Source organism: Uliginosibacterium silvisoli (genome assembly GCF_036017035.1).
Lineage (GTDB): Bacteria > Pseudomonadota > Gammaproteobacteria > Burkholderiales > Rhodocyclaceae > Viridibacterium > Viridibacterium silvisoli.
On the sequence record NZ_JAYXHS010000001.1, the window covers coordinates 1,340,665 to 1,365,821 of the forward strand.

Sequence of the window (25,157 nt, forward strand, 5' to 3'; positions counted from 1 at the left end):
TCACTGGCGATAGCGCAGCGCCTCGACGACAACCTGCAGCGCACGCGACGAGCGACGGTTCGCGTAGTAGAGGTGGTAGCCGGGCCACGTCGGGCACCAGTCTTCCATGACGCTGACGAGCTTGCCTTCCGCGATGTGCGCAGTGACGGAATTCTCCGGTACGTAGGCCAGGCCAAAGCCATCCATCGCCGCCTTGAGAATCAGCGGCAGGCTGCCGAAGGTGAGCTGGCCGTCGACGCGCACCTGCAGCGCCTGCTCGCCCTTCTGCAACTCCCACGCGTAAAGCGCGCCACTGCTCGGGAGTCGCAGATTGATGCACTGATGCTGCATCAGTTCCTGCGGCGTCGTCGGCGCCGTGTGGCCGGCCAGATAGCTGGGTGAAGCGACGATGAGGAAGCGCATGTCGGGCGACATGCGCACGGCGATCATGTCCTTCGCCACCTGGTCGCCGAGGCGAACGCCGATGTCATAGCGCTGGGCCACGATGTCGGTCAGGCCATAGTCGATGACGATCTCGATCTCGATCTTGATGTCGGGATAGTCCGGCAGCACCTGCGCGAGCTTGGGCCAGATCATGCTGTGGATCGAATGGTCGGTGGCGGTGATGCGTATCGTGCCGGCCGGCTTGTCGCGCAGGTCGCCCAGTGCCGCCAGCTCGTTCTCGATCTCGTCGAAGCGCGGCCCGATGTTCTGCAGCAGGCGGTCGCCGGCTTCTGTCACGGCCACGCTGCGTGTCGTGCGGGTGAGGAGGCGCACGCCCAGCCGCGCCTCAAGCGCACGAATGGTGTGACTCAGTGCTGATTGCGACACGCCCAGCTTGACGGCGGCGCGCGTGAAGCTGCCTTCGCGCGCGACGAGAACGAAGGCCTGCAGGTCATTAAAGTTCTCGCGTGCCATTGATGAGCTCCATTCATAAGCGCATGTCGATTGTAGCGGCTAATCAAGGGGTTCCGCGCCCGCTAGATTGCAAGCTGGTCACGATGGGGCGAAGGCTAGCTTCGCCGGCACCGCGTGCCGCGAGTCGTGTTCATCAAGGAGGTCTCAATGTTTCCGAAGCAATCACACAGGCTCGGCGCCGTTTCTGCAATCCTCATTGCGATGCTGATGGCATCGTGTGCCGTGACACCGCCGCAGGCCTTGAGCCTGGGTGAGCAGGGAAGCTTTGCCGTGGGCGGCACGGTGGTGACCCAGGCCGGCGACTTCGACCCGATCAAGCCGACGGCTGCTGGCCAGAGTTTCCATGGCGATCACGCCTACGTTTTCTATCAGGTGCCGGTGAGTCCCCGGCCGCTGCCACTCGTGTTCTGGCATGGCTACGGGCAGTTCTCGAAGACCTGGGAGTCCACGCCGGATGGTCGTGAAGGTTTCCAGAACATCTTCCTGCGGCGCCATTTCCCGGTGTACCTGATCGATCAGCCACGTCGCGGCAACGCCGCACGCAGCACCGTGCCGATCAGCATCACACCCACGCCCGATGAGCAGCAGTGGTTCAACACTTTCCGCGTCGGCACGTGGCCAAACTTCTTCCCCGGCGTGCAGTTCTCGCGCGATCCAGAAGCGTTGAACCAGTACTTCCGTCAGATGGTGCCGAACACCGGACCCTTCGATGCGGATCTGTTCGCCGGCACGATTGCGGCGCTGTTTGCGAAGACCGGCCCGGCCATCCTCGTCACGCATTCGCAGGCGGGCGGCCCGGGCTGGCTGACCGCGCTGAAGAGCAGCAATGTGCGCGCCATCGTGGCCTATGAGCCGGGTAGCGGCTTCATCTTCCCGAACGGTGAAGTGCCCGCCCCTATGCCGAGTGCTGCGGGCGCGCTCGAAGCGACAGGCGTGCCGCTGGATGATTTCCTGAAGCTGACCCGGATTCCCATTGTCATCTACTACGGCGACAACATCCCCGATGCGCCGGTAACGAATCCGGGGCAGGACGGTTGGCGCGTGCGCCTCGCCATGGCCCGCATGTGGGCCGCGAGCGTGAATCGGCATGGTGGCGATGCGAGCGTCGTGCATCTGCCCGAGATCGGCGTTCGCGGCAACACGCACTTCCCGTTCTCGGATCTCAACAACATGGCCGTAGCCGACGAGATGTCGCGCTTCCTGCAGCGCAAGGGCCTCGACTGAGTCCTGATTGATGAGCTCGTCTCATTAGCGCATGCGGATTCTGCCGTCTTATCACTGAGCGTTGCGGCCGCTACATTCAACTCATGCGCTTCGCATCCGGAAGCAATCATCAGAAGGAGCTCCCCATGAGCACGAACACACAGGTGAAAAGCTATGCTGCGCTGTCGCCGACAGCCCCGCTGGCACCGTACCGCATCAACCGCCGCGAACTGCGCGCAGACGATGTCTCCATCGAGATCCTCTACTGCGGCGTCTGCCATTCAGACCTGCATAACGCGCGCAACGACTGGGGCCGCGCCGAATACCCGCTGGTGCCCGGCCACGAGATCATCGGCAAGGTGCTGAGCGTGGGGCGCGGCGTGACGCGCTTCAAGGCGGGCGACCATGTCGGCGTCGGCTGCATGGTCGATTCCTGCCAGCACTGCAAGCCATGTCAGCAAGGACATGAGCAGTACTGCGAAAACCTCGCGACCTACACCTACGGCGGCACTGACCGCCACGATGGCTCGCGCACCATGGGCGGCTATTCGGAGCGCATCGTCGTCTCCGACAAGTTCGTCCTGAAACTGCCGGATGGACTCGATCTGGCGGGCGCCGCACCGCTGCTGTGCGCCGGCATCACGACCTGGTCGCCGCTGCGTCACTGGAAGGTGCGTGAAGGCAGTCGCGTGGCCGTCGTCGGCCTCGGCGGTCTCGGGCACATGGGTATCAAGCTGGCGAAAGGGCTGGGCGCACACGTCACGCTGTTCACGCGCTCGCCCGGCAAGGAAGAGGATGCACGACGTCTTGGCGCAGACCGCATCGTCCTGTCGACCGACGCTGCGCAGATGCAGGCCGCGCACGGCGAGTTCGATCTGATCATCGACACCGTGCCCTACATCCATGACGTGAATCCCTATGTGCCGACGCTGGCCATCAACGGCACGCTGGTGCTGGTCGGCTATCTCGGTGGTCTTGAGCCGGTGCTCAACAGCGTGCCGCTGATCATGGGGCGCAAGGCCGTCGCCGGTTCGCTCATCGGCGGCGTTGCCGAGACGCAGGAGATGCTCGATTTCTGCGGCGCCCACGGCATCACTTCCGATGTGGAAGTGATCCGCATGCAGGACATCAACGCAGCCTATGAGCGCTTGCTGAAGAGCGACGTGAAGTATCGCTTTGTCATCGACATGGCGTCGCTCAGGGAAGGGCGCTGAGAATGGAAATCGCACGCAGCGGCACGCAGCACTCGATGCGCGGGCCGGAAAACTACTTTACTGGCGCAGTGCGCGTCGATCCCCTGTTCCAGGCCAACGCGGCAGCGCGTGCGGTGGGCGTGACAGTAACTTTCGAACCCGCGGCGCGCACGGCATGGCATACGCATCCGCTGGGTCAGACGCTGATCGTGACGGCAGGTGCAGGGCTCATCCAGAAATGGGGCGAGCCCGTGCAGGAGATCAAGCCTGGCGACGTGGTGTGGATCGCGCCCGGTGAAAAGCACTGGCATGGCGCGTCGCCAGCAACGGCTATGACGCACATCGCCATCCAGGAGCAGCTCGACGGCAAGACGGCTGACTTCATGGAGCATGTCAGCGACGCTCAGTACCCGGCCCTTGCGAGTCAGGCATGAGCGCGGTTGACACGCACACGGGCGTCCGCGCCGTGGCCGGGGGCACGCATCGCACGGCAGTGCTGGCGATCGTGCTGGTGAGCTACCTGATGATCGTGCTCGACATCTCCATCGTCATCACGGCGCTGCCGAAGATCCAGCGCAGTCTCGACTTCTCGGCGACGGAGCTGAGCTGGGTGCAGAACGCCTACACGCTGGCCTTCGGCGGCTTGTTGCTGCTTGGTGCGCGCGCGGGTGACATCCTCGGCCGGCGCCGCATGTTCGTCGTCGGCATGAGCTTGTTCACCGTGACCTCGCTGGCCATCGGCCTGGCGCAGTCGCCAGCATGGTTGCTGCTGGCGCGCGCCATCCAGGGCATCGGTGCAGCGACACTGGCGCCGTCGACGCTGGCATTGTTGTCGACGAACTTTCCCGAAGGCCCGCAGCGCACGCGCGCGCTGAGTCTCTATGGCGCGACAGCAGGCGTGGGCGCCAGCATCGGCCTCGTGCTGGGCGGCGTGATTGCCGACTGGTTGTCCTGGCGTGTCGGCTTCTTCATCAATCTGCCCATCGGCATCGCGGTGATCTTCGGCGCACTGCGCTACATCAACGAGACGCGGCGCAGGCCGGGGCAGTTCGATCTGGCGGGGGCGCTGAGCTCCACGCTGGGCATGACGGCCCTGGTATTCGGCCTCGTGCGTTCCGCCGCGACAGGCTGGAGCGATGCGCTGACGCAAGCCTCGCTGGCGGCCGGCGTATTGCTGATGGCATTCCTGGTGTGGAACGAAGCGCGCGTGGCGCAACCCATCATGCCGCTGCGCCTGTTCGCGAATCGCGAGCGCGCGGGAGCCTACGCGGCACGCGTGCTGTTCCTGGGAGCGATGGTGGGCTTCTGGTTCTTCACCACGCAGTTCCTGCAGCACGTGCTCGGCTTCACGCCTTTCGAAGCCGGCCTGGCCTATCTGCCGACGACCTTGCCGAACTTTGCATCAGCCCTGATGGTGCCGCGGCTGACACGCCGCTTCGGCAACGGCCCCGTGCTCGCTGGCGGGCTGGCGCTGACGCTGCTCGGCATGATCTGGCTGGCTTTCGTGACGGTGGATGCGTCCTATCTCACGGGGATTGCGTTGCCGATGATCCTGCTCGGCGTGGGGCAGGGCTGCACGCTGAGCCCGCTGACGATTTCCGGCGTGGCCGGTGTCGCAGCGGAAGACGCCGGCGCTGCCTCGGGCCTGGTGAATGCAGCACATCAACTGGGTGGTTCGCTTGGCCTGGCGATCCTCGTCGTCGTGTTCGCCTCGGTAGGGACGGGCGAAGAGCAGGGGGGGCGCGCTGCTGGCGCAACAGATCGCCGCATCCTTCGCCGCAGGTGCTGCGATGCTGGCGTGTGCGCTCCTCATCGTCTACTTCTGCATCGTGCGCGCGCCACTGCCGCGGCGCGTGCACGCCTGATGTTCGCGCCGCGGCCGAGTGCTTGATTGAGGTCAAGAAAAGAGCGCTCGCGCAGGCTATCTTTATTGCATACGTACAACGCTCCACGGGATGTCCCATGCAAGCAGATACCTACATCGAGAACCGTACCTTTGACGAGATCCGGATTGGTGACAGCGCCAGTCTGGAGCGGCTCATCCGCATCGAAGACGTGCACCTGTTCGCGGCGCTGTCCGGAGACATCAACCCGGCGCACATGGACGAGGAATACGCGCAATCCACGCCGTTCGGCGGCGTCATCGCGCATGGCATGTTCGCGGGCGCTCTCGTGTCCAATGTGCTGGGCATGCAGCTGCCCGGCCCCGGCACGATCTACATCAGCCAGGAACTGAAATTCCGCCGCCCGGTGCGCATCGGCGACACGCTGACCGTGACCCTGACCTGCAGTGAACGCAACGAGGAGAAGAAGCGCTTGCGTTTCGACTGCGTGCTCAAGAACCAGGCAGGCGAGCTGGTCGTCAAGGGTGAGGCCGAAGTCATGGCGCCGACCGTCAAGGTACGCCGGCCACGGCCACACGTGCCCGCCATCACGCTGGATGGCAAGCCGCTGCAGCCGGGCTGAGCCGGCTCGGCAAGGCTCGTGCCCTGCTTGCGGGATAATGAAGCCCCCGCATGATCACGAAACCTGTAGTGAGCGACTTCCTTCCCGACTACTTCCACGGCAGCCCGGCCTTCGCTGCAATCGCGCCCCTGGCGCAGGGCCTCGCCTGGCGTGACTGGCCGGAGGCAGCGCGCTACTACTCCGATCTCAATACGCTCGGTGCGCCGCTGCGTTTCGTGCAGGACAGCCCGGCCCAATCCTACGAGTTGTACATCGGCGAGACCGCTCAAGTGCCGACGCGCCACGCGCTGTGGCACGACTATTTCAACGCGCTGGTGTGGTGCCGTTTTCCGCAGACGAAATCGCAGCTCAATGCCCTGCACCGCGCGCATTGGGACGCGGCCGGCCCGGCCGTGCAGCGCACGCCCGTGCGCGACGGCCTGACCCTGCTCGACGAGAGCGGCGCGCTGGTGATCTGCGACGATGCATCGCTGCTGGACCTGCTGCGCGAGATGAACTGGCCTGAGCTGTTCGTGGCACAGCGTGCGCGTGTCGTGCGGCACATGCGCGTCATCGTCTTCGGCCATGGCCTGCTGGAGAAATTCCTGCACCCCTACGTCGGCATGACGGCCAAGGCCTTGCTGATGCCGGCCAGCGCCGAGGTCGTGCGCATGCCCTTGATGGCGTTGTGTGCATGGGCCGATGCACATCTGGCGGCGCAGCTACACAGCAGCGGCCAGCTGGTTTCTGCCGATCTGTGCCCGCTACCGATACTCGGCGTGCCGGGTTGGTGGCCGGCCAACGAAGAGCCTGCCTTCTACGATAACGAGCAGTATTTCCGTCGCCAGCGACGACGTCGGCCCAAATGAAAAAGCCCCCGACCTGCGGGGGCTCTTTCATGGCCGAGGATTTCCTCAGGGGCGCGGGTGACTGGCGCTCCAGCTCGTGAAGCTGGTCAGCATCGCTTGCGCCACGCTGTTGTATTGCGAGTAGCCCGTCAGGCGCTCTGCCGACACCGCCGTCGTCGAGCCGAAGATCAGGCCATACACGCTGCTGGCGGCGCCGTGGCGATCCGCGAAGTCACCGAACAGCATGCGGGCACGACTGCTCAGGTTCGCAGCCGTCGGGTCATACACGGACAGGTCGTAGAAGCGCGCCCACGAGTTCTTGCTGCTGTCGCTGGAGAGCACGCCGCTGCTCCATACCTTGCCGGTGATCTGCGTGGCCTTGAAGAAGTCGGTGGCGGCGTAGACCGCGGTGACCATCGCCGTGTCCGGATTCGGCAGGGCCATCAGGTAGGAGGTGATCTTGGCGCTCTCCTGCGAGGTCAGCGAAGCCATCTCGTAGGCGCGCGCCGGCGTGGGCTTGAGCGTGAACACATCGTGCTGCTGGCCCCAGACGGTTTTCTTGCCGTTGATGACGACCTGGTTGGCGAGGAACCAGGTGACGCCATTGCCGGCAGCAGAAGCAGCCTTGTTGCGCAGTGTCGAATCGACGAAGGCGAAGTCCGTGTTGGAACTGGTGCCGATCTCGCGCAGCAGCTTCATGATGTTGAGCATGGCATCGTCATTGAGCGTGACGGCGTCGTTGTAGCCGCTGCCGGAGACCGGGTAGTTCTGCGGCCAGCCGTAGTTCGGGTACTGCGCGTTGATCATCGCGTTGATGCCCTTGACGATGGAGGCCTGGAAGGCTGCGCGGTCGGTACTCTGCGCGGTCTGCACCTTGGCGAGATAGCGGATCTCGGTGGTGGTGGCCTTGTTGTCGAAGGTGCCGACGTACATCCAGTCAGTGCTGCCGGAGGCCGAGGGGTCGATATTGCTGCCGATCCAGGATTGGCCTTTGGCGCGCACGACGCCGGTACGCAGCATGTTCTTGCCCCAGGCCCCGGATGGCACCTGGAAGCTGACGATCTCGCGGGCGATGGCCAGCGCGTTGCTGGAGGCGTAGTACGACGCGGCTTCCGACAGAGGCATGGTGTCGGGGCCCGCCTTGTCCGAGCCGCGTGCGGAAGGTACCGAAGACAGGCCTGAACGCTCGGCCTTCAGTGCTGCCTTGTCGGCAGCGCGCGCAGCGTTGGAGTTGCTCAGGTAGGTCGTGAAAGCGCTCTTGAGCGAACCGGCCTCGGTGTCGATGCGGGTCTGCGTCAGGGGCGAGGTCTCCGTGTTCTTGCGGATGTAGTCCGTGCAGGTGGTGACACAGGCACCATCATTGGTTGCCACCGAACTGCTGCTTGCGCTGCTGGCAACGGAGCTGCTGGATGAAGACTTGCTCGATGACGAGCTGGCAACCGAGCTTGCGACGCTGGAAGAGGAAGACGACTTGCTGGAGGAGCTGCTTGCGACCGAACTCGAAGAGGAAGTTGCCACGCTGCTCGAACTGGACGAGCTGGTCGTGCCGGCATACGAGCACCAGGCAGAAGTCGTGAAGGTATTGGACGGGAAGTTGCTCGACGAGCACACCACGCTAGTGGTGAACGTGCCGTACACGAAGCTGCCGGACTTACCCAGCGCGACCGAACGTGTGCCGCTGAACGAACAGCTTGCGCCAGTGTTCTGCGCGCACTTGGTGTAGCCCGATGGCGCGTCGGACGCGGCCTGCGCGAATGGCGCGGCAATGGTGGTGGCGATCGCCAGCGCGGCGCTGGCGATGATCTGGACCTTCATGACTGTCTCCTTGAATTTTTCTGGCGAGCGCAGGGCCTTCACTGGGCGCACGCTTTTTCCGGGATCGATGGCCGTGCTTGAGATCCCGCAGCGCTCGATCGGCCCCGATTGTATTTTCAGCGAACTTAATGAGCCAGCCGCAACGCAGCATGTCCTGCGCGCGCGGGCCGTGTGTCATGAAACAGTCAGGCTCCCGGCAGCAAGCGTGTAACGCAAGCGCCCGAAGATTCCGGCGGCGATCGATCGTCAATCGCTGTCCGACGCCTCGTCACCACCGGCAGGCAAGGCAGGCGCGGACACATACAACGACACCACGAAAACTTGCGGAGAGTTACATGCACCCAATCCTTGACCGGCCCGTGACCTGGGCTATCGGCCTGACCCTGGCGCTTTGCGCGGCCACCGCCACGGCAGCGACGCCGGATACGCTCAATGGCGCAGCCCCCATCATCGTTGCGCATCGCGGCGCCAGCGGCTATCTGCCGGAACACACCCTGGCCGGCTACGAGCTGGCGATCAGGATGGGCACCGACTACATCGAGCCCGACCTGCAGCTGACCAAGGATGGCTACCTCGTCGCCATGCACGACACCACGCTCAACCGTACGACCAATGTCGAGACGGTGCTTGGCACGCGTAACGGTGGCTATCTCGTCTCCAACTACACGCTGGCCGAGATCAAGCAGCTGACGGTGGAGCCGACGGGGACGGGCAAGACCAGCTATGCCGGTTTCACGCCGTCCTATCCCGACGCGTTCAAGGTGCCGACCTTCGACGAGGTGATCCAGCTGGCGCAAGCGCAGAGCGCGCTGGTGGGGCGCACTGTCGGCATCTACCCGGAAGCCAAGATTGCCGATCCGCTGATGGAAGACAAGATCCTCTCTACCCTCGTGGCATACGGCTATGGCAGCAGCAGCGACAAGGTCATCATCCAGTCCTTCAGCCTCGATACGCTCAAGAGCATCCGCGCCAAGCAGGACGCGCTCGGCCTGTCGATGAGCGAGGTGTTCCTTGGCAACTCCGCCGCCAGCTCGTTCGCTGATATCGCAAAGTACGTCAACGGTATCGGTCCATCGATCAGCAGCGGTGGCGCCAACGCGGTGACCGATGCCTACATCGATGCCGCGCATGCTGCAAACCTGTTCGTGCATGGCTATACCTTCGCCGATGCCAATCCGTTGACGGCGGATGCGCAGTACGACAAGTACTTCGGCTGGGGCATGGACGGCGTGTTCAGCAACTACGCCGACCTTGCCGTGGCCTCGCGCAATGAATTCATTGCGGCCGTGCCGGAGCCTGCGACCTACGCGATGTTGCTGGCCGGCTTCGGCATCCTGGGCGTCGGCATGCGCCGTCGCGTGCGCTGAGCTTCGCGGTAGAAGCGCCCGTAGCAAGACAAGCGTGCCGGCCCCGCGCCGGCACCTGTTCCTCAGCCTGCCGTCAGCATGACGGCAGCAGCCCGCTAGCGGATCGACACCTCGACCCGTCGGTTGCGTGGCTCAAAGGTATTGTCGGGCGTCTGGATCAGCAGGTTGCGCTTGCCGTGCGACTCGACGGAGATGGCGCTCGCGTTCAGGCCCCTCGACTTCAATAGTTCGACCACTGCATTGGCGCGGCTCAGCGCCAGCTGTTCGTTGTACTCGGCCGTCATGATCGTGTCGGTATGGCCGATCACCGAAATGTCGATGGAGCTGCGGCTGGTGGCGTCGGCAATGATGCGCGGGATCTGCGCCTGCGACTCGCTGGTCAGCGTGGTGCCGGTGGTGAAGTACAGCAGATAGTTCACGGGCAGTTTCGGGCGCGCGGCAATGGTCGTGCTGAAGTCCTTGTCGAGCTGCACCTGCGGTGGCGGCACGGCGATGGCCCGGCCATCGGTGCTTGCAGCCTGGCCTGCCTTGTCCAGCACCTGTTCGCCGTTCGCACCCGTGACGATGACCTTGCCGACCGTGCCATCCGGGCTGGGCAACAGTAAGACGTAGGACTTCGGCGTGCTGGCACAGCCTGCGAGCCACAGCAGGGCCAACGCCATCGCCAGCCCTTGCACCGTGCGCAGCAGCCACGCGGGTCGGGCCGCCATCAGTCCTCCACCTTGACCAGGAACTGCGTGCCGCGCACCCCGATCACCCCCGTCGGCGTGGCGATGCTGACGGCATCAGGTTTGAGTTTGGCGATCACGCCGGAGACGTAGTTGAGGCTGCCCTTGCTCAGCTTGCTGCCGAGCTTGAGCTTGCCCTGCGCAGGGGCATAGAGATACTCGTCGACCGAGAATGTGGTGTCCGCGCCGAAGGACATGACAGTCTCATCCTTGAAGGTGACACCCATGCTGCTCTTGCCGCCGGTCTGCAGCAGGCTGCCCTGGTACACGGGCGTGCCGACTTCAGCCTTGACCCTGGCGCCGGCGGTGGTGATCGAAGCTTCGCCGGCAACCGTCTTGACGTAGCCGATGGGCTGGTCCTGTGCCCGGGCGCCCAGCGTCGCGAACAGTGCGAAAACCAGCACGAGCATGTTTACAAGCGGCGTTTTCATGAGCGCTTCCTTCGCGACGACGCGGGCGCGGATCGCCTGCCGAGCACATTGTTTTCAGCATAGTCGGCCGTGTCGGGAAATTGATTCGGCATTTCATATGACGCGTATATAGCGGGAAGGATTGTCGCGCCTGGCGAAGCTGTCATGCTCCGGAAGCGGGCTCTGTCCAGCCCTCTTGCATGCGTGACGGAGGGAGGCGTGTGACTCGCTGGAACCTGAGCTGGTGGAGCGTGACACGCTCGCTGAAGCGTCTCGGCGTTCTGCTGCCCGTTGTGTCGGTGCTGCTGGGGCTGGCCCTGCTGATCATCGACCCGCTACCGATGCAGACCCTGCGCAACAGTATGTTCGACCAGTACCAGCGCTGGTCGCCGCGCGAGTACGTCGATGCGCCGGTGCATATTGTCGATATCGACGAGGAGACGCTGGCGCGCCTGGGCCAGTGGCCCTGGCCGCGTACGCGCCTTGCCGGTCTGGTCGAGCGCCTCAAGGCCGCAGGTGTGGCTGCCATCGGTTTCGATATTCTGCTGGCCGAGCCTGACCGCACCTCACCGCAACGCATGGCGCAGCTCTGGTCCTTGCCCGACGCCCTGCGCGCAGCGCTGCAAAAGTTTCCCGATCATGACCAGGTGCTGGCCGGGAGCCTCGCAGACGCACCGGCGGTGCTGGGCTTCGTGCTGCAAGGCGGGCGCGCACAGGCGGCCAGCGCCCGCACGGCGCTGCAGGTGCAAGCGTTTCGCTACATTCATGCCGGCGAACCGTCCGGGCGCAGCCTGCACACTTTCGATGGCGTGCTGACGGCGCGGCCCGAACTGGAAGCAGTGGCAGCCGGCTATGGCGCCCTGAACTTCGTGGCAGACAGCGATGGCATCGTGCGCCGCGTGCCGCTGGTGCTGAGCCTGCACGGCGAGCCCGTCCCCACGCTGGTGGCCGAACTGCTGCGCGTGGCGCAGGGCGAGCGCAATTACTTCCTCAAGAGCGATGGCCACGCGATCGGGCTCGCCGAGGTGCGCATCGGCAACTTCCGGGTACCGACGACGGCCGCCGGCGAAGTATGGGTGCACTACGCCAGGGAGCAAGCCGGCCGCTACCTGCCTGCCTGGCAAGTGCTGCAGGGCGCCGTCCCCGACACCATGCTCGAGGGCAGCATCGTGCTCATCGGCAGCTCGGCGCAGGGGCTGATGGACCTGCGCTTCAGCCCGCTCGGCAAGATCATGCCGGGGGTCGAGGCGCATGCCCAGGCGCTGGAGCAGATCCTGTCCGGGCAGACCCTGCAGCGGCCGAACTGGGCTGGCAGCGTGGAGCTGATCGCCATCGTCATCGGCGGGCTGGCGATTGCCTGGCTGTCCGTCAGCAGCCGTGCCGTAATTGCCGCAGGCACCACGGCGCTCGCGCTGCTCCTGCTGCTGGCTGGCGGCTGGTACGCCTTCCGCACGCACGGCCTGCTCATCAACACGGTCACGCCCGCGCTGATCCTCATCGCGACTTTCGTGCTCGGCAGCCTGATGCACCACTTCATCAGCGAACGCGAGCATCGCTGGATCAAGGGCGTGTTCTCGCGTTACGTCTCGCCGAATCGCGTCGAGTTCCTGGTCACGCATCCGGACGCGATGACGCTGGGCGGCCAGCGCCAGGAGTGCAGCTTCGTGTTCACGGACCTGGCCGATTTCACGGCCCTGATGGAAAGCATCGATCCGCAGGAGGCGGTGGCGCTGCTGAACAATTATCTGGACGCAATGATCGCTATCGCGTTCCGCTACGAGGGCACGCTGGATCGCATCGTCGGCGACGCCGTGGCCATCATGTTCTCGGCACCGGTGCCGCAGGCCGACCATCGTGCGCGCGCGCTGGCCTGCGCGCTGGAGATGGATGCCTTCGCCGCAGGCTATGCCGCCCGCGTTGCCGGGCAGGGGATGGCTTTCGGCAAGACGCGCATCGGCATCCACTCCGGCGAGGTCATCGTCGGTAACTTCGGGGGCTCGACGATCTTCGACTACCGCGCGCTCGGCGATGCGGTGAACACGGCATCGCGGCTGGAGAGCGTGAACAAGCAGCTCGGCACGACGATCTGCCTGTCGGCGGAGACACTCAGCGGTTGCCCGCAGGCCAGGGTGAGGCCCGTGGGGCGCCTTGTGCTCAAGGGCAAGCGCGCGCCGCTGCAGGTGCACGAGCCGATCACGCAGCGCTGTGTCGCGCGCTATGCGCCGACCGAGGACTACCTCGAGGCGTACCGCGCGATGAGCGAGGAGGCCGGGGGCGCTGCCGGCATGTTCAGCGCGCTGGCGCAGGCCTGGCCGGACGACCCGCTGGCGACCCTGCATGCGCGCCGCCTTGCAGACGGCGAGCGTGGGGACCTGATGGTGATGGGAGCCAAGTAGGAGGCAGGCGCGGCTTCTTGCAGGAGCATGCCATGCCCGCGACACCATGCCTTCAATCCAGCCGCTAGCATGAACTTTGCATAACCAATCCGCCGTTGCCTACCACCACCAGATCACGACCATGAAATCGCCCATACAGACCTATCTGGAAGCGCTGCACAAGGAACTCAGTTCAGAGCGTGGCGGGCAGCTCGCCAGCTACATCCCGGAGCTGGCGCGGGTCGACGCCGAGCAGTTCGGCATCTGCCTGGTGACGATGGACGGCGTGGCCTACTGCGTTGGCGACACCGGTGCGAGCTTCACCATCCAGTCCATCTCCAAGGCCTTCGTGTATGCAGCTGCCCTTGCCGATCGTGGGCAGGAATACGTGGCCACCAAGGTCGGCGTGGAGCCCAGTGGCGACGCCTTCAATTCGATCAGCCTGCATCCCCACACCGGGGCGCCGCTGAATCCGATGATCAATGCTGGTGCCATCGCGACGACCAGCATCGTTGCTGGCGATACGCCGGAGGCACAGTGGCGACGCATCGAAGCGGCGATGGCGGCGTTCATCGGGCACGAGGTAAGCGTCGATGAAGCGGTGTGCCGTTCCGAGAGCGAGACCGGCCATCGCAACCGCGCCATCTCCTGGATGCTGAAGAACTTCAACATCGTCGAAGGCGATCCGATGGCGAAGCTGGAGAACTACTTCCGCCAGTGCTCGATCCTCGTCAATTGCCGTGACCTCGCCTACATGGCGGCGACGCTGGCCAATAACGGCACGCATCCGCTCAGCCGCGTGCGCACCCTGCCGTCGGAATACGTGGAGCGCGTGCTCGGCGTGATGGCGACCTGCGGCATGTACGACTACGCCGGCAGCTGGCTGTATGAAGTCGGCATGCCGGCCAAGAGCGGTGTCGGCGGCGGCATCGTGGCCGTGCTGCCCGGCCGTTTCGGCATCGGCGTGTTCTCGCCGCGCCTCGACGAGAAAGGCAATAGCGTGCGCGGCATCGAGGTCTGCAAGCGCCTGTCGCGCGACATCGGCCTCAACATCTTCAGCTGGACCTCAGACCCGTCGATGGCGCTGGGGCGCATCTATACGGCCAGTAGTGCACCTTCGCGGCGACAGCCCGGTGGCGAAGCGCGCGAGCTGCTCAAGGAGCGGGCGCATCGCATCAAGTACCTCAGCCTCAACGGCTACCTGGCGGTGGATGGCATCGAATACGTGATCCGCCAGATGCTGACGCTGGCGCCGGACACGCACAGCTTCATCCTCGACATGCATCAGGTCATCGGCATCTCCGACAGCGCGGCGCGCCTGCTCAACCAGGCGCGCGCTGCATTCCGCGACGACGACATTGCCGTGGCCTTCTCGCGCATCCATGGCCGGCCGCAGATCTCGGCGCCGCTCAGCAAGACTGCAGGCGCGGGGCTGGGTTTCCTGAGTTTCGAAGACAACGATCTGGCGGTCGAGTGGTGCGAGAACCGCCTGCTCGAAGACCGTGCGGCCATGCCGGCGGTCGCCGGTCGCCTGCAGGACGCCCGGCTGTTCAAGGACCTGCCCGAGGGTTTGCTGCAGGAGCTGGAGCAGGTCGGCATCCGCCAGATGTATGCGGCCAAGGCGCCCATTCTCGTCAGCGGCGAGAAAAGCGATGGCCGCATCTTCTTCATCCAGTCCGGTCAGGTCAGCGTGGTCGTGCCGCTGCAGGACGGCGCCAACCAGCGCATCTCGACGCTCGGCCCGGGCATGGTCTTCGGCGAGATGACCTTGCTCGGCGCCACCCATCGCAGCGCCTCGGTCTTTGCCGACGTCGACAGCAGCTGCATCGTCTTCGACGCAGCGGATCTCGACCGCATCTCGGCGCGAGATCCGCAATTCAAGAGCACTTTGCTGGCGAACCTTGCCAAGGATCTGGCGGACAAGCTGCGCACCGCGACGCAGTGGATCGCTGCGCTGGCCTGAGCTTGCTAGCGACGCCCGGCGAGGCCGCGCGCGCAGCAATACAGCACCAGCGCATTGAGCAGATGCCACGCAAAGTGCGTACCGAACGGCCAGTGCGCGCAAAGTGCCATGTCCAGCGTGCGCAGGCTGAAGGACACCACGAAGACGAGGCTGGCGGCGCCAAGCCAGCGCGTGGCATCAGGGCTGTGCCAGCGTGACCACACGGCAAACGCCATCAAGGTGACGCCGGGCAACAGGTAGCCCTCCGAGCCATTCAGACCGAAGCTGCCGAGCTTCGCAATGGCGCGATCCGCTGCGACGAAGACGGCGACGCCGAGCCAGCACGCCCATTGCGGGCAGCGTGCGAGCTGGCGCAGGTAGCGCTGGATGTAGACGAGGATGAACAGTGCGATGCCGGCCACGTCGAGAATCATTCCCCACACGGTGCCGAAGAAATGGAACAGGCCGCTGCAGACGCCGATGAGCCCGATCAGGGTCGCCAGGCAGCGCAGTTCTGTCTGTCGGGTGTTGCCATGCGCCTGCCGCCACAGCACGGCAGCCGCGATCAGGAAGGCGAGATTGCTGAGCGCATTGAGAGGTTCTGACCAGAGCGACGGGTCGGTGCGCTCGCAGTAGTTGTCGATGTGGGCGAGAAGGTCCATGGATTCAGGCCGGGCCGGGGCGCTGCGGATCGCGCTCGGCCTTGAAAGCGCCCGCCTCGGTGACGATCCAGTCCAGCGGCCGGTCGTGGGCGCCTTCGGCGATGTGTGGCATGCGGCCGAGTTCGTAGCCGACGCCAATGGTCAGTGGCGGCGGGCTGAGGCTCTCCAGCGTGCGGTCGAAATAGCCGCCACCGTAACCCAGCCTGAAGCCGCGCGAATCGAAGCCGTTAACGGGAATGAGGAGCAGGGCAGGTGTCAGCGTGTCGCCAGCTACGGGCGTCGGGATGCCGTAGCGATCGGGCGCCAGCACGCTGTCAGGCGTCCAGATGCGGAAGGCGAGCGGTGCGTTCTGGTCGACGACGACGGGTAGCGCGGCGCGACGTGCGGGATCGGCGGCAAGCCAGGTGGTGACGAGCTGACGCAAATCCGGTTCGCCACGGAACGGCCAGCAGAAACCGAGTGTCTGAGCGATATGCAGTGTGGGTGCGGCGAGCTCTTCCAGTAGCGCACGCAGGCGCATCAGCAAGGCGCTTTCGAGCTGCGCACGGGTCTCCGGCGGCAGTGCTTCACGCGCCGCAATGATGCGCTGGCGCTGGGTTTTACGGTCCGGGTGGGTGGATTCCACGTGCTATCCTCCGAGGCCTGAATGGCGCTGGATTGCCATGCGGCAAGTCGTGTGTCGGCGCGTATTTTCGTCGTATCGCATGAATTGGGCGGGCAGGAGTTTTCGGGTGGGTCCTGGTTGGAACGAAGTCGAGAAAATGCGAATTGCAAAGAAAGCAGTAAAGAGCGCAGCACGGAATCTGATGCGGGCATGGTACGCGAGCCGGCCATTGCTGTGCCTGCCCTTGCTGGTCACCTCGGTGGCCACCTCCCTGGCGAGCGCGCAAGCCGGCGCGCAGCCTGTAGCGCCGATCGACAGGAATGACGATGCGCGCATTCTGGCGGCCTATGACGCGGCGACGCGCGGCGACACCAGCCGCCTGGAGCAGATGCTGGCCACGCCGGGCAAGCACCCCCTCGAGCCCTATGTCGGCTACTGGCTGCTGACGACGCGCGTGGCACGCATCGGCGAGCCCTTGCCGATGCAGGCGATCCGCGACTTCCTGCAGCTCAACGACGGCACGCTGGTCGCCGAGCGGCTGCGCGCCGACTGGCTCAAACGCCTCGGGCGTGAAGGCCAGTGGCAGATCTTCAACGACGAATATGCACGCCTGCAGCAGCCCGATGCGGAACTGCTGTGCGATGCAGTCAAGGCGCGCGGTAGCGCGGCCGAACCGGCCTTGAAAATGCTGGAGGCGCAATGGCAGACGCTGGGCGATGTCATGGACGCCTGCGCTGCACCCTTGCAGATGCTGGTCGACGCCGGCCGCAAGTCGGGTGAAGACATACAGTGGCGTTTGCGTCGCATGGTCGAGCTCAACAAGCTGGCCGCCGCACGCCAGACCGCCGCAATGCTGCCGGACGGACTGGCGCCGGACGCTGGGGCGCTGGGGCGTGCCTTCGACAATCCACTGCAATACCTGGCATCGCCCGCGGCGCGCGGCGCGATGTCGCGCCCGGCACGCGAGCTGGTGCTGGCGGCGGTGGCGCGGGCGGCACGCAGCGATGCGCGAACCACGCTGACACGCTGGCGCGCGCTCGAAGACACCCACTACAGCGCGGCCGAACGGGGCTATGCCATCGGGCAGATTGCCTGGGGTGCTGCCCTGGCGCAGATGCCGGAGGCCGTGCAGTGGTTTGCCAGCGCGCGCGAGCTTGCGCCGGGCATGCCGATGGGCGACGAACAGATGGCCTGGCAGATGCGCAGCGCACTGCGCGCCGGTGACTGGACTGCGGTGCAGGCCTCGCTGGACGCCATGACGCAGGCGCAACGCAATCTCCCCGAGTGGACTTACTGGCAGGGCCGCGCCCTGTCGCAACAGAACAAGACTGCAGAGGCGCGCGTCTTCTATGAGCGCCTGGCCGGTGAGCCGCATTTCTACGGCATCCTGTCAGCTGAAGCGCTGGGCCGCAGCATCAACTGGCCGCTGGCTGCCGTGCCGCCAACGGTGCTGGAAATGTCGCGCGTCGAGGAGAATGTCGCCGTGCAACGCGCCCTGGCACTGTTCCGTCTCGACCAGCGTAGCCTTGCGTTGCGTGAATGGAGCTGGGGCATGCGCGGGGCGGATGACCGCACGCTGCTGGCGACTTCCGACTATGCGCGCCGCATGGGGCTGTTCGATCGCGCCATCAACGCTGCCGAGCGTACGCGCCAGCAGCACGACTACAGCCTGCGCTACCTCGCGCCCTATTACGACATCTTCTCGCGCGAATCGCGCGTCCGGGGCCTGGACCTGCATTGGGTTTACGGCCTGACACGGCAGGAAAGCCGCTTCGACCCGGTAGCCCGCTCGTCGGTGGGCGCACAGGGGCTCATGCAGATCATGCCGGCCACCGGGAAGATGGTGGCACGCCAGGTCGGCATGCAAGGCTTCAGCGTGAGCCTGCTGGCCCAGACGGAGCCCAACATTCAACTCGGGACTGCCTACCTGCGCAGTGTCCTCGACAGCCTTTACAGCTCGCCCGTCATGGCCACGGCGGGCTATAACGCCGGGCCGGGCCGGGCCAAGCGCTGGCGTGACAGCAAGCCGCTGGAAGGCGCCATCTATGCTGAATCGATCCCGATTACCGAAACACGCGATTACGTAAAGAAGGTGATGGCCAATGCCGTCGCGTACGCGGTCGTGCTGGATGGCAAGCCTGTATCCCTGACGCGTCTGCTCGGCACGGTGCCGGGCGAAGCGCTGGCTGACGCCCGTTAGGCTTGCCACCCGCCGTTCGTGACGGACAAATGGCATCGCCCGGCCGGGTGGCTGCGGGTCAGCGCCGATATGCGGTTGGCACTTGACCTTGCATGATGACTGGGCCATGTTCGACATATACGCCACGACTGGAAGCACGTACACATCATGACCTTGCGCACCGTCCTGCTCATCGGGGGAACCGGGTTCATCGGCCGTAGTCTCGCCCAACGCCTGACCGGGCTGGGCGTACGCGTGATCGTGCCGACGCGTCACGCGCGCTGCGCCGCTCCCCTGCGGCTGTTGCCGACGATAGACGTGGTCGAGGTGGATTGCTGCGATACCAGCGTGCTGTGCGGGCTGATGAATCAGGCTGACGCCGTGGTCAATCTGGTGGGGGTGCTGCATTCCGAATCCGACGTACCGTACGGCCCCGAGTTTGCACGCGCCCATGTCGACCTGCCGCGCACGGTGGTCGCCTCCGCGCGGCTCTCCGAAGTGCCCCGCCTGATCCACCTCAGCGCGCTCGGCGCTGATGTGCACGGCCCGTCCGAATACCTGCGTTCCAAGGCCGATGGCGAGGCGGCCATCCGTGCCGCCGGACCGGAGATCGAATGGACGATTTTCCGTCCCTCGGTCGTTTTCGGGCCTGGTGACGACTTCCTCAACCTGTTCTCGAAGCTCAGCTCCTGGTTGCCCGTGTTTCCGCTGGGTGGCGCGCACACGCGCTTCCAGCCCGTGTTCGTGGAAGACGTGGTCAGCGCCATCGTGCATGCCTTGCAGCAGCGCGCTGGCGTCAACGAAGTCATCGAGCTGGCAGGGCCGCGCATCTACACGCTGGCCGAACTGGTGCGCTACGTGGTGAAGCTGCAACGTCACTGGAGCGTCGTGCTGCCTTTGCCGGAGTCCGTGGCCATGCTGCAGGCCGCCTGCATGGAATGCCTGCCGGGGCCCTTGATGAGCCGCGACAATCTGCGCTCGATGCATCGCGACAGCGTGGCGAGCGGCGCGCCCATGCCGTTCGGCCTGACCGCGACCGCAATGGAAACCGTGGCGCCACTCTGGCTGCGGCACGATCGCGGCTGGCGCAGCCTGTTCAACCAGTTCCGCCAGCGCGCCCACCGCGCCGTCTGAGGCTGGCGCAGGCTGCAATACCGGCCCACAATCGGTGACTCGCAGCAGTACCGATAACGAGGTGCCCGGCATGCAGCTGATCATCGGCGACTACAACTACTCATCGTGGTCCATGCGCGGCTGGCTGGCCGCCAGGGCCAGCGGCTTGCCTTTCGAAACCGTGCAGATTCCATTGCGTGAGGCTGACACCGCCGACCACATCGGCCGCTACAGCCCCTCGGGGCGTGTGCCTTGCCTGATCGACGGTGAGGGAGAGGGCCGGATCGCCATCTGGGATTCGCTGGCCATCGCCGAATACCTTGCCGAGCTGAACCCGGCGCTGTGGCCTGCCGATGCGCGGGCGCGTGCCGTGGCGCGCGCGGTGAGTGCCGAAATGCATAGCGGATTCACCGCCTTGCGTACGCATATGTCGATGAATATCCGCAAGGACTACGCGGGGCACGGACGTACGCCAGAGGTGCTGGCGGAGATCGCGCGTATCGATGCGCTGTGGCAGGACTGCCGTCAGCGCTTCGGCATGCAGGCGCCAGTGGCCGGCCCCTGGTTGTTCGGCGCCTGGAGCATTGCCGACATCATGTACGCGCCGGTATGCATGCGTTTCGCGACCTACGCGGTGGGCGAGGACGCATTGAGCCCTCTCGCCTGTCGTTATCTTGGCGAAGTGCTGACTCATCCCCATGTACAGGAATGGCGGGTCGCCGCCAGCGCCGAAACCCATCTGATTGCCGCTTACGACAGCTACGGCTGAGCCGCGGCGCACATGCAGCCGATACATGCAGCCGATGATCGGCCCGCGCCGCATTCCATCTACCGGGTGATAATGGCGCCCTTAGCGCCGTTTTACAGCGCAGCGAGTCGATTGCCGTCGCCTCGTCTTCATTTCCAGCACACGACCCATGCTTCTTCCCGTCTTCGAAGACACGCCGCTCAACGACCTCAACAGCTTGCGCCTGCCCGCCAGCGCCAAGCGCTATGCCGAAATCCATTCGGCCGAGCAGTTGCTCAAGCTGGTGCGGCGCGGCGATCTGGACGGTCAGCGCGTCGTGGTGCTCGGCGGCGGCAGCAATGTGGTGCTACGTGGCAATCTGGAAGCATTCGTCCTGCACATCCGCATTCCCGGGCGCGCCCTGGTCAGCGAGCTGGACGATGCCTGGATCGTGCGTGCCGGCGCCGGCGAGAACTGGCATGAGTTCGTGCGCTTCACGCTCGAGCATGGCTGGCCCGGGCTGGAAAACCTGTCATTGATTCCTGGCACTGTCGGCGCTGCGCCTATCCAGAATATCGGCGCCTATGGTGTCGAGCTGGCGGACCGCTTCTTTGCGCTGGAGGCCGTCGATCTGCGCAGCGGCCAGATCGTCTCCCTCGACCGCGAGACCTGCCAGTTCGCCTATCGTGACAGCCTGTTCAAGCAGCAGGCTGCCGGGCGTTTCATCATCACGGCGGTCAGTTTCCGCCTGCCCAAGCAGTGGCATGCCGTGACGGCCTATGCCGATGTCGCCAATGAGCTCAAGGCGCTGGGGCTGAGCGAGCCGACGCCGACGCAGTTGTCCGATGCGGTGATCGGCATTCGCAGTCGCAAGCTGCCAGATCCGGCTGTACTGCCGAATGCGGGCAGCTTCTTCAAGAACCCGGTAGTCAGCGCCGAGCGCTTTGCCGCCCTGGCCGAAGCCTGGCCGAAGCTGCCCTATCACCCGCAAGCTGATGGCAGCGTCAAGCTGGCCGCGGGCTGGTTGATCGAACAGGCCGGCTGGCGTGGCCGCAGCCTCGGGCGTGCGGCCATGTACGAGAAGCAGGCGCTGGTACTGGTCAATCTCGGTGGCGCGACCGGCGAGGACGTGTTGCGACTGGCTGACAGCGTCAGCGCAGCCGTGCAGGAGAAATTCGGCGTGGCGCTGGAGCAGGAGCCGGTGCTGCTGTAAGCGACTGTGCTGCGCACGAAAAAAGGGCCGGGATTGCTCCCGGCCTTTTTTCTTGCTCGTTCACTCAAGGGGTTCAGCCCGCTCGATCCGCCAGCTGGGGGGTCGTGGAATCGAGGCGCTTGAAGCGCTGGGCGAGGTCTTCTCCTGCGCGCGCCAGCAGGATGGCATCGGCACCCGAGGCCAGTACGTTGATGCCGGCACTGATGTACTCGCGCGCCAGTGCTTCATCGCTGGCGACGATGCCGGCCGGTTTGCCACAGGCGACGATGCGGGTGATGGCGTCCTTGAAGACGCGGCGCATGTCAGGGTGGGTGGCGCGGCCGATATAGCCGAGCTCGGCAGAGAGGTCGCCCGGGCCGATGAAGATGGCGTCCACGCCCTCCACCGCGGCAATCTCCTCAATATTGTCGAGGCCTTGCTGGTTCTCGATCTGCACCATCAGGCACAGCTCGGCCTCTGCATGCTCGTGATAGTTGTTGATGCGGCCGTAGTTGGCCGCGCGCGACACCGGGCCGAGTCCGCGTATGCCGCGCGGCGGGTACAACATTGAAGACACGGCTTGCCGCGCCTCGGCGGCATTCTGCACATGCGGCACCATCAGGGTCTGCACGCCGATGTCGAGCAAGCGCTTGATCAGAACGACGTCATTGGTTGCCGGGCGCACGATGGCGTGCGCACTGCCGCCGACCATGGCTTGCAGCTGCTGCAGCACCAGCAGCACGTCGCTGGGGGCATGCTCGGTGTCGAGGATGATGAAATCGAAGCCGCAGCCGGCGAGGATTTCCGCGGAGACATGATGCGACAGTAGCGAAAACAGGCCCACCTGCAGCTTGTTTTGCAGGATGGCGTGCTTGAAGAAATTCTTCGGAACCGTGGGGGCCGTGCTGACGTTCATGATGGGTCACCTCTGTGCTGAAAAGGTCATTACGGCGAACACGGCCCGGAGCTGGAGATGAAGCTGCCCAGGTGCTGTGTCGAACCATTCCTGAAATCAGTTTGCTGCTCACGGCGCATCGCTACGCACATGCCGCGACAAAACCCGGCATGTGCTGCAAGCAGTGTTTCACTGTTCACTATGCACGATTTGACAAGGCCTGTAACGCCAGAAGACTGGCGGCGAGACGCACCGCCGAACGCCCGCCCTCGAAGTGCGCGGTGAGCGCCACGACGTCGCTCAGAGGCTCTTCTTTCCTGGCCCAGGCCAGGCACACCGTGCCGACAGGTTTGTCGGGGCTGCCGCCGCCCGGACCGGCAATGCCGGAGATGGCGATGGCGACGTCTGCCTTGCTGGCCCGCAAGGCGCCGAACGCCATTTCACGCACGGTGGCTTCGCTGACGGCGCCGAACTGCTGCAAGGTGGCAGCGTGCACGCCGAGCTGCTCCTGCTTGGATTCGTTGGTGTAGGTGACGAAGCCGCGATCGAACCAGCCACTGGAGCCGGCGATTTCGGTGATGGCCGCCGCGACCAGACCACCGGTGCAGGACTCGGCGGTCACCAGTCGCCAGTTGCGCGCCTGTAACCAGGCGCCGGCCTCGCGTGCGGCGCTGACAAGTTCTTCATGCATGAGAAAGCTCCACGGACTGCAGATTGGCAGCGCCATATTGCGCTGCCATTTCAGGCAGTGGCAATCATGCGGCAGTCAGGGGCGTTTGTGTGCAGGCGAAGCCGACGCGGGTGTGACGCAGCCGGCCTTCGTGTTGCGGCCGGACCGCTTCTGGTAAGGGTCGTACCAGTATTCGGGCTTGTCGAGCGGCGTCTTGTCGGAGAGCAGCGGGTTGTTCAGGCGCAGGATGCGCCGCGAGCAGAAATCTGCCCGGTCGATGAGCGGTTGGTGGTACTTGAGGAACAGCTTGTCGAACGAGCCGTCCTTGATCATTGCCTTGAAACCTTCGTCGATGCGTGCCGCCAGGCGCGGTGCCTGCGGTGACACGAAGAAATACTTGGGCAGCGGGAAGTACAGCAGCATCGAGTTCTCGATAGCCATGTCCGGGAAACTGGATTTGCGATCGTCATACTCGACAAACACTTCGGAAAGCGCGCGCGGGAAGTAATCGAAGCGCCCGGCAACGAGCATCTTGTAGAGGCTCTCCCAGTCGGCAGCGGCCTCGTACTTGAAGTTGAGCGCCTGGAAGACCTGGCGTGTCGACCAGGCGTGACCGACGCCCAGCGTCAGGCGCTTGAGGTCTTCGATGTCGGTGATGCGGCTGAACTTGTCCTGGTCACCTGCGCGGATCAACGAGATGCGGTACTCAGTGATGCCTTTATCGACCGGGATGCGCAGCGTCAGCAGCTCGCTGTCTTCCCAGTCCGGGCGCGTGGCCTTGGCCGTCACATTCACGACCACGCCGCGCTTCAGCTCGGTCAGCAGGCGGTCGCGATACATGTAGCTGGGCGCGTACTCGACGCGGAACGCGCCGTACTTCGCCTGGGTGCGTTGCAGGATCTCCGTGAGCAGGATGTTGGTGTAGTCGTTGCGCTTGTCGATCTCGTTGACGGGCGCATCGAGAATGGCGACGTCCATCGCATGCAGTGGCGCGCTCGCAACGAGCGCGCAGAACACGATGACGAGTGGATTCAGGCTGGCTTGAACGCAGCGGGAATGTGGGCACGCAATGGGTAGTGCGGTCGCCCGCGCGGGCGACAGGAATCTGTTGCTGAGAGCCTGGACCAGTTTCAGCATCATGTCTCGGATGTTTCCTCTCTTGAGTGAGAGTGTTGTGTGTTGTAATCGAACGAGTCCGCATACTACCAAAGTAGTAGATGACAAGGCGGCCACGCTGGCCGTAATTCTAATGGTAGTACGGCGCCATGCATTGCGAATCCGGAAACATGTAAACCGCCCGCAAACCCGCGCCCCGCAAGGCTTTCGTGGTGTTAATTTATGTTTCCACGGGTCAGACGGTGGCCATGATGCGCACGCCGATGGCCAGGCAGAGCAAGGCATAGGCAGCGGCCAGCAGGTCATCGAACATGACGCCGAAGCCGTTCTTGAAGCGTGTATCGGCGATGCGGATCGGCCAGGGTTTGAGGATGTCGAAGATGCGGAACAGCACGACGCTGGCAAGCTGCCACCAGAAACCTGCCGGTGCCAGCCACAGCACCAGCCACATGGCGACGAACTCGTCCCAGACGATGCCGCCGTGATCGACCACACCCAGCGCACGCCCGGTGAGTGGCACGAAGAGGCTGCCGGCGACGAAGGCAGCGAGCAGGAACAGGCCGAAACCCAATTCGGAAAACGGCGGGCGAATCAGCGCAAACAGTGCCCAGGCAAGCAGGGTGCCCACCGTGCCCGGTGCGACTGGCGAGAGTCCGCTGCCCAAGCCTAGCGACAGGAAATGAGCGGGATGCGAGAGCAGCAGGCGGACGGTAGGGCGGGACATCGGCTTGGCGTGACGGCGTGAGGGTGCAGCATGGTGCCACACCCGCGGCGTG

Annotated in this window: 25 protein-coding genes; 15 read left to right on the plus strand and 10 right to left on the minus strand. The window is 64.8% G+C overall.

Annotated elements, in window-relative coordinates; translation table 11 throughout:
• Entirely contained in the window at positions 1-897 is an 897-nt protein-coding gene (locus tag VVD49_RS06185; protein ID WP_327598262.1) for a LysR family transcriptional regulator, read from the minus strand.
• 147 nt (positions 898-1,044) lie between these two features.
• On the opposite strand from VVD49_RS06185, the gene VVD49_RS06190 reads away from it, so the two are divergent.
• The 6 genes from VVD49_RS06190 (at position 1,045) to VVD49_RS06215 (ending at position 6,607) form a co-directional block, all read left to right on the plus strand.
• Positions 1,045-2,121, plus strand: a complete 1,077-nt coding sequence (locus VVD49_RS06190; protein WP_327598263.1) for an alpha/beta hydrolase — start codon at positions 1,045-1,047, stop codon at positions 2,119-2,121.
• 125 nt (positions 2,122-2,246) lie between these two features.
• Entirely contained in the window at positions 2,247-3,314 is a 1,068-nt protein-coding gene (locus VVD49_RS06195) for an NAD(P)-dependent alcohol dehydrogenase (protein WP_327598264.1), read from the plus strand.
• 2 nt (positions 3,315-3,316) lie between these two features.
• The gene (locus VVD49_RS06200) at positions 3,317-3,727 is read left to right on the plus strand and encodes a (R)-mandelonitrile lyase (RefSeq protein ID WP_327598265.1); all 411 of its coding nucleotides are present in this window, start codon (positions 3,317-3,319) and stop codon (positions 3,725-3,727) included.
• Positions 3,724-5,184, plus strand: a complete 1,461-nt coding sequence (locus VVD49_RS06205; protein ID WP_327598266.1) for an MFS transporter — start codon at positions 3,724-3,726, stop codon at positions 5,182-5,184. The genes VVD49_RS06200 and VVD49_RS06205 overlap by 4 nt, the downstream gene beginning before the upstream one ends.
• A 71-nt stretch (positions 5,185-5,255) precedes the next feature.
• The gene (locus tag VVD49_RS06210) at positions 5,256-5,759 is read left to right on the plus strand and encodes a MaoC/PaaZ C-terminal domain-containing protein (RefSeq protein WP_327598267.1); all 504 of its coding nucleotides are present in this window, start codon (positions 5,256-5,258) and stop codon (positions 5,757-5,759) included.
• Positions 5,760-5,809: 50 nt separating this feature from the next.
• Positions 5,810-6,607, plus strand: a complete 798-nt coding sequence (locus VVD49_RS06215) for a DUF3025 domain-containing protein (RefSeq protein ID WP_327598268.1) — start codon at positions 5,810-5,812, stop codon at positions 6,605-6,607.
• Between the two features lie 45 nt (positions 6,608-6,652).
• Here VVD49_RS06215 and pelA read toward each other — a convergent pair whose 3' ends face one another.
• Positions 6,653-7,957, minus strand: coding sequence for a pectate lyase (gene pelA, locus VVD49_RS06220; protein WP_327598269.1), 1,305 nt, complete (start codon positions 7,955-7,957; stop codon positions 6,653-6,655).
• On the opposite strand from pelA, the gene VVD49_RS06225 reads away from it, so the two are divergent.
• From VVD49_RS06225 to VVD49_RS06235, 3 genes are all read left to right on the plus strand, one after another.
• A complete protein-coding gene (locus tag VVD49_RS06225; RefSeq protein WP_327598270.1) occupies positions 7,947-8,309 on the plus strand; it encodes a hypothetical protein in 363 nt (120 codons plus the stop codon). The two genes, pelA and VVD49_RS06225, sit on opposite strands and share 11 nt — an antisense overlap.
• Positions 8,310-8,351: 42 nt before the next feature.
• On the plus strand, positions 8,352-8,612 hold the full coding sequence (locus VVD49_RS06230; protein WP_327598271.1) for a hypothetical protein: 261 nt from the start codon (positions 8,352-8,354) through the stop codon (positions 8,610-8,612).
• 124 nt (positions 8,613-8,736) lie between these two features.
• Positions 8,737-9,768, plus strand: coding sequence for a glycerophosphodiester phosphodiesterase family protein (locus VVD49_RS06235; protein WP_327598272.1), 1,032 nt, complete (start codon positions 8,737-8,739; stop codon positions 9,766-9,768).
• A gap of 95 nt (positions 9,769-9,863) precedes the next feature.
• Here the strand turns inward: VVD49_RS06235 and VVD49_RS06240 are convergent, their stop codons facing one another.
• Positions 9,864-10,478, minus strand: a complete 615-nt coding sequence (locus tag VVD49_RS06240; protein ID WP_327598273.1) for an OmpA family protein — start codon at positions 10,476-10,478, stop codon at positions 9,864-9,866.
• Positions 10,478-10,927, minus strand: coding sequence for a FecR family protein (locus VVD49_RS06245; protein ID WP_327598274.1), 450 nt, complete (start codon positions 10,925-10,927; stop codon positions 10,478-10,480). Before VVD49_RS06245 ends, VVD49_RS06240 begins: the two co-directional genes overlap by 1 nt.
• A 200-nt stretch (positions 10,928-11,127) precedes the next feature.
• On the opposite strand from VVD49_RS06245, the gene VVD49_RS06250 reads away from it, so the two are divergent.
• Both VVD49_RS06250 and glsA read left to right on the plus strand, forming a co-directional pair.
• Positions 11,128-13,302: a CHASE2 domain-containing protein gene (locus VVD49_RS06250; RefSeq protein WP_327598275.1), complete on the plus strand. Its 2,175-nt coding sequence runs from the start codon at positions 11,128-11,130 to the stop codon at positions 13,300-13,302.
• A gap of 121 nt (positions 13,303-13,423) precedes the next feature.
• A complete protein-coding gene (glsA, locus tag VVD49_RS06255) occupies positions 13,424-15,244 on the plus strand; it encodes a glutaminase A (RefSeq protein WP_327598276.1) in 1,821 nt (606 codons plus the stop codon).
• 5 nt (positions 15,245-15,249) lie between these two features.
• On the opposite strand, the gene VVD49_RS06260 is transcribed toward glsA, so the two are convergent.
• Complete coding sequence (locus VVD49_RS06260) at positions 15,250-15,885, minus strand: hypothetical protein (RefSeq protein WP_327598277.1); 636 nt, start codon at positions 15,883-15,885, stop codon at positions 15,250-15,252.
• A gap of 4 nt (positions 15,886-15,889) precedes the next feature.
• Complete coding sequence (locus VVD49_RS06265) at positions 15,890-16,510, minus strand: 5-formyltetrahydrofolate cyclo-ligase (RefSeq protein ID WP_327598278.1); 621 nt, start codon at positions 16,508-16,510, stop codon at positions 15,890-15,892.
• A 181-nt stretch (positions 16,511-16,691) separates the two neighbouring features.
• On the opposite strand from VVD49_RS06265, the gene VVD49_RS06270 reads away from it, so the two are divergent.
• The 4 genes from VVD49_RS06270 (at position 16,692) to murB (ending at position 21,721) form a co-directional block, all read left to right on the plus strand.
• Positions 16,692-18,689 (plus strand): transglycosylase SLT domain-containing protein, encoded by a 1,998-nt coding sequence (locus VVD49_RS06270; RefSeq protein WP_327598279.1) that lies wholly within the window; start codon positions 16,692-16,694, stop codon positions 18,687-18,689.
• Positions 18,690-18,836: 147 nt separating this feature from the next.
• Positions 18,837-19,802 carry a complex I NDUFA9 subunit family protein gene (locus VVD49_RS06275; protein ID WP_327598280.1) on the plus strand — a complete coding sequence of 322 codons (966 nt, stop codon included), beginning with the start codon at positions 18,837-18,839 and terminating at the stop codon, positions 19,800-19,802.
• Between the two features lie 70 nt (positions 19,803-19,872).
• Entirely contained in the window at positions 19,873-20,550 is a 678-nt protein-coding gene (locus tag VVD49_RS06280) for a glutathione S-transferase family protein (RefSeq protein ID WP_327598947.1), read from the plus strand.
• A gap of 148 nt (positions 20,551-20,698) precedes the next feature.
• A complete protein-coding gene (murB, locus tag VVD49_RS06285; RefSeq protein WP_327598281.1) occupies positions 20,699-21,721 on the plus strand; it encodes a UDP-N-acetylmuramate dehydrogenase in 1,023 nt (340 codons plus the stop codon).
• 73 nt (positions 21,722-21,794) lie between these two features.
• Here murB and VVD49_RS06290 read toward each other — a convergent pair whose 3' ends face one another.
• From VVD49_RS06290 to VVD49_RS06305, 4 genes are all read right to left on the minus strand, one after another.
• A complete protein-coding gene (locus VVD49_RS06290; RefSeq protein WP_327598282.1) occupies positions 21,795-22,616 on the minus strand; it encodes an HpcH/HpaI aldolase family protein in 822 nt (273 codons plus the stop codon).
• Positions 22,617-22,794: 178 nt separating this feature from the next.
• Positions 22,795-23,286 carry a CinA family protein gene (locus VVD49_RS06295; protein ID WP_327598283.1) on the minus strand — a complete coding sequence of 164 codons (492 nt, stop codon included), beginning with the start codon at positions 23,284-23,286 and terminating at the stop codon, positions 22,795-22,797.
• A 75-nt stretch (positions 23,287-23,361) separates the two neighbouring features.
• Entirely contained in the window at positions 23,362-24,405 is a 1,044-nt protein-coding gene (locus VVD49_RS06300) for a substrate-binding periplasmic protein (protein ID WP_327598284.1), read from the minus strand.
• Positions 24,406-24,616: 211 nt separating this feature from the next.
• Positions 24,617-25,105, minus strand: coding sequence for a phosphatidylglycerophosphatase A family protein (locus VVD49_RS06305; RefSeq protein ID WP_327598285.1), 489 nt, complete (start codon positions 25,103-25,105; stop codon positions 24,617-24,619).
• Positions 25,106-25,157 lie beyond the last annotated feature (52 nt).